The 4,088-nt window shown below is 72.1% G+C and carries 6 protein-coding genes; 5 read left to right on the forward strand and 1 reads right to left on the reverse strand.

The annotated features are described in order from the left end of the window. The 3 genes from VJS38_RS07915 to VJS38_RS07925 form a co-directional block, all read left to right on the forward strand. Nucleotides 1-1,953: hydantoinase B/oxoprolinase family protein (locus VJS38_RS07915; RefSeq protein WP_324087607.1), on the forward strand; the 1,953-nt coding region annotated here is incomplete at its 5' end. 7 nt (nt 1,954-1,960) lie between these two features. After that, nucleotides 1,961-2,551 (forward strand): hypothetical protein, encoded by a 591-nt coding sequence (locus tag VJS38_RS07920; protein ID WP_324087608.1) that lies wholly within the window; start codon nt 1,961-1,963, stop codon nt 2,549-2,551. 19 nt (nt 2,552-2,570) lie between these two features. After that, entirely contained in the window at nt 2,571-2,843 is a 273-nt protein-coding gene (locus VJS38_RS07925) for a DUF1294 domain-containing protein (RefSeq protein WP_324087609.1), read from the forward strand. 10 nt (nt 2,844-2,853) lie between these two features. Here VJS38_RS07925 and VJS38_RS07930 read toward each other — a convergent pair whose 3' ends face one another. Next, nucleotides 2,854-3,327 carry a MarR family transcriptional regulator gene (locus VJS38_RS07930; RefSeq protein WP_324087610.1) on the reverse strand — a complete coding sequence of 158 codons (474 nt, stop codon included), beginning with the start codon at nt 3,325-3,327 and terminating at the stop codon, nt 2,854-2,856. 214 nt (nt 3,328-3,541) lie between these two features. On the opposite strand from VJS38_RS07930, the gene VJS38_RS07935 reads away from it, so the two are divergent. Together VJS38_RS07935 and VJS38_RS07940 are read left to right on the forward strand one after the other, a co-directional pair. Beyond that, nucleotides 3,542-3,727 carry a hypothetical protein gene (locus tag VJS38_RS07935; RefSeq protein ID WP_324087611.1) on the forward strand — a complete coding sequence of 62 codons (186 nt, stop codon included), beginning with the start codon at nt 3,542-3,544 and terminating at the stop codon, nt 3,725-3,727. An 80-nt stretch (nt 3,728-3,807) separates the two neighbouring features. Beyond that, nucleotides 3,808-3,990, forward strand: coding sequence for a hypothetical protein (locus tag VJS38_RS07940; RefSeq protein ID WP_324087612.1), 183 nt, complete (start codon nt 3,808-3,810; stop codon nt 3,988-3,990). Nucleotides 3,991-4,088: the final 98 nt, after the last annotated feature.

A 4,088-nucleotide genomic window follows, 5' to 3' on the forward strand; every position in this document is an offset into this window, starting at 1 on the left:
CTGCCGGTCGCGCCCGGCGAGCTTGCAGCGGTGCGCGCGGCCTTCGAGGCCGCCCACCAGCGGCTGTTCGGCTTCGTCGAGCCTGAGCGGCCAGTGCGGATCGCGACGGTGGAGGCCGAGGCGGTGAACGCCCCCTCCGTCTCGCTTCGCGAGCCAGCTCCCCCGCCTGCGGGGGAGCTGGCGGCGAAGCCGGCTGAGGGCGCGCTCGGGCGCACCAGGATTTACGCCGCCGCCTGGCTCGATGCGCCGCTCGTCCCCGCCGAGGACGTCACGACTCTCGACGGCCCGGCGCTGATCATCCGGCCGGACACCCAGATCGCCGTCCTGCCGGGCTGGCGGGCGGAAGCCGGCGACAACGGCCTGATCCGCCTACTCCGCACCGGCCGCACTCAGGCCGCCGCGGTCGACCTTTCCCGTCCCGACCCGGTGACGCTGGAGCTCTTCAACCGCCGGTTCATGGGCGTGGCCGAGGCGATGGGGGCGGCGCTGGAGCGGACCGCCCACTCGGTGAACATCAAGGAGCGGCTCGACTTCTCCTGCGCCCTGTTCGACGCCGACGGCGGGCTGGTGGCCAACGCCCCGCACATGCCGGTGCACCTGGGCTCGATGGGGGCCAGCGTCCGCGCCGTCCGCGACCGCCACCCGACGCTGCGGCCCGGCGAGGCCTTCGCGCTCAACAACCCCTACGCCGGCGGCACCCACCTGCCGGACATCACCGTGGTGACGCCGGTGTTCGTGGAGGCCTCCAACGCCCCCGCCTTCTACGTCGCCGCCCGCGGCCACCACGCCGACGTGGGCGGGATGCAGCCCGGCTCCATGCCGCCGTTCTCGAAGACCATCGAGGACGAGGGCGTGATGCTGGACGCCCTGCCGATCATGCGAAAGGGCCGGTTCCTGGAGGCCGAGACCCTGGCGGCGCTGGCCGGCGGACGGTGGCCAGCCCGGGCGCCGGCGCGCAACCTCGCCGACCTCAAGGCGCAGCTCGCGGCCTGCCAGGCGGGCGCCGCCGCCGTGCGTGGGATGATCGAGAGCTTCGGCCGCGAAACCGTCGCCCGCTACATGGTCTTCGTGCAGCAGAACGCCGAGGCCGCGGTGCGCCGGGCGCTGGGCCGCCTGAGCGACGGAGCGGCCCGCGTCCCGCTCGACGCCGGCGGCGAGATCGTCGTCGCCACCACCGTCGACGCCGCCGGGGGAAGCGCGGTGCTCGACTTCACCGCCGCCTCGGACCAGCTCGACAGCAATTTCAACGCCCCCTCGGCGATCGTCGACGCCGCCGCCCTCTACGTCTTCCGCACCCTGGTCGACGACGACATCCCGCTGAACGCCGGCTGCCTGAAGCCGCTGGAGATCCGCACGCGCGAGGGCTCGCTGCTCAGCCCGCACCCGCCTGCCGCGGTGGTCGCCGGCAACGTCGAGACCAGCCAGCACGTCGTCGACGCGCTCTATTCGGCGCTCGGCGTCATAGCCAATTCCCAGGGGACAATGAACAACTTCACCTTCGGCGACGAAGCCCGCCAGTACTACGAGACCCTCTGCGGCGGGGCCGGCGCGACCGCCCAGGGGCCCGGAGCCTCGGCCGTCCACACCCACATGACCAATTCGCGGCTGACGGACCCGGAGATCCTGGAGCGGCGGTTCCCCGTGCGGGTCGAGACCTTCCACATCCGCCGCGGTTCCGGCGGCGCGGGCCTGCACGCCGGCGGCGATGGGGCGGTGCGGCGGATCCGCTTCCTGGCGCCGATGGAGGCCGCCCTGCTCGCCTCGCGCCGGACCCATGCGCCCCAGGGGCTGGCCGGCGGCGGGCCCGGCCTGGCGGGACGGCAGCGTTTGCTCCGGGCCGACGGGACGGCTACAGAATTGCCGGGCTGCTTCTCGCTCGAGGTGCGGCCGGGCGATGCGGTCGAGATCGAGACGCCGGGAGGCGGCGGCTTCGGTCCGGTCGCCGACCCGTAGCTGAGCCATGGCAGTCGAGGTCCACCGCCGCATGATCCCGTTCGCGCTCGCCGCCAGCCTGTTCCTGACGCCCGCGGCCGAAGCCGCCGCGCCCGCCGCGGATGCGCCGGCGGCCGAAGCGCCGCTCCCAGTCGGCGCGCCGAGCGACGACTACCAGTTCGTGGCCTGGTGCTACGGGGTGCTCTCGGGCTACCTCGACCTGCACGACCAGGTGATGCCGGAGGTGACGCGCATCGAGTCCACCTGGCGCCGGCCGGGCAGCAACCTGGCCGACGACCTGAAGGTCTACGACAAGCAGCAGCACCAGGGCCACGAGGACCTCAAGCGGTTCCGGGCCGCCTTGACCGCGGCCGAGAAGGCCAGCGTCCAGCCGATCAACGCCATGGGCTCCAAGGCCGTCGCGCGCGGCCGCGGCGTGTGGAACATCTCGCCCGACGTCAGCAAGTCGCGGATCGCCCAGGAATGGATGAGCTGGAGCCTGCCGGCCCGCTGCCCGACCGCCGCGACGGCGCTGGAGAAGCGCTCGAAGCTGCTCGGGGCTTCGCTGCAGGCGAACGCCGGCGAAGGCGACGCTGCGGCGACGGCGCAGAAGAACTAGGACCGGTCAGTTCCGGCCAATGCTCGACGCGCTCGGCCTCTATCTGGTCGCGATCAACCTCGCGACCTTCGCCGCCTTCGGCCTGGACAAACGCCGCGCCGAGGCCGGCGCCTGGCGGATCCCCGAGCGGCGGTTGCTGGGCCTGGCGGCCGCGGGCGGCGCACCGGGCGCAGCGGCCGCCCAGCGCATCTTCCGTCACAAGACCCTGAAGGAGCCGTTCGCCAGCTGGCTCCGGCTTATCCTCACCGTCGAGGTGATCGCCGCGGGCTTCGCCGCCTGGCTGCTGCGCTGACCCGGCCCGATCAGGCGCTCTCGCGCATCGCCTCGACCGGAGGGGCGCTGTCCAGCCGCACCCGCAGCTTGCGCAACACCGTCAGCGCCGTCGACAGCTCCTGCGGCGTCAGCTCGGCCATCAGATCGCGGCGCAGCCCGGCGGCGACGGCGTCCAGCTGATGGATGACGGGCATGGCGGCCGGCGTCAGGACCACGACCTTGGCGCGCCGGTCGTAGGCGCAGCTGCGGCGCTCCACGAGCCCGGCTTCGCAGAGAAGATCGAGGGTGCGCACGAGCGTCGGGCTCTCGACGCCGGCGCGCTCGGCCAGGACCGTCTGGCTGAGCCCTTCCGGCGCCTGCCACAGCCAGTAAAGCGCCGCCCAGCGCGCCTCGCTGAGCCCCTGCATCTTCAGCTGTTCGTCGAGCCGCGTCCGCCAGCGCCGCGCCACCACGACGAGCTCGCGGGCGAAATCGTGAAGATCGTCTTCGGCCAACTGGTCCAACGCACGCCCGCCCTTCTCGGCCGAGTCGGGAACTCGACATATCTGTAGGTTAGCGCGGCGCGAGAACATTGCGTCAACGCAAAAAAGACGGCGCGAATGGCCGGAAATCGAAACAATCCCGACACGCGCCGCTTACCGGGCGACACCTGGAACAGGCCGGCTCGCGTCCGGGTTGGAGGGCGCCGGTCAGATGAACCAAAGCGCGAGGCCGTCGTTGAGCGACGCATTGTCCGAGCCGATGACGATGGTGGTGAGCGAGGGCGCGGTGGTCGTGCTCGGGCCCAGCGGCATCGCTGCGGCGCTGACGCCCCAGGCCGCCGAGGAATCCGCCCGGCGGCTGCTGGCCGCCGCGGAACGGGCGCGGGAGGGCGCCGACGATCAGCCCGCGGATGCGGACTGAGCGTCGGCGCGCTTCTGTCGGCTACAGGGCAGACCTGCGCCGGCGGTTGTGAAAAGCCAACCGCACAGAAGGACGTGCGTGTGACCGATTTCCTGCTCTACGGACTTGATGCGACCGGCGAGGCGGTCTTCTCCGAACAGCTCCGCGGCCAGGACCGCACGGCGCTCACAGAGATCGCCCGGACGCGGCTGCTCGACTGGCACGGCGTGGAGATCTGGGAAGGTCCTGTGTGGATGGCTCCCGCATTGCAAGGGCTGATGTGAGGTTCGGCGTAGTGGTCGGATGCAGTCTTGTGTTCGACCTGTTCGCGCGGCGCTTCGGCCGCTGGCCATGATGGTTTCCGCAGGCGAGGTCCCTATCT

This window comes from Phenylobacterium sp. (genome assembly GCF_035276905.1).
In the GTDB taxonomy this organism is placed as follows: Bacteria; Pseudomonadota; Alphaproteobacteria; order Caulobacterales; family Caulobacteraceae; genus Phenylobacterium.

Coding starts and splice junctions, on each gene's coding strand:
- VJS38_RS07925 (WP_324087609.1), top strand. CDS start 2,571: ATGCTCGACGCGCTCGGCCTCTATCTGGTCGCGATCAACCTCGCGACC.
- VJS38_RS07920 (WP_324087608.1), top strand. CDS start 1,961: ATGGCAGTCGAGGTCCACCGCCGCATGATCCCGTTCGCGCTCGCCGCC.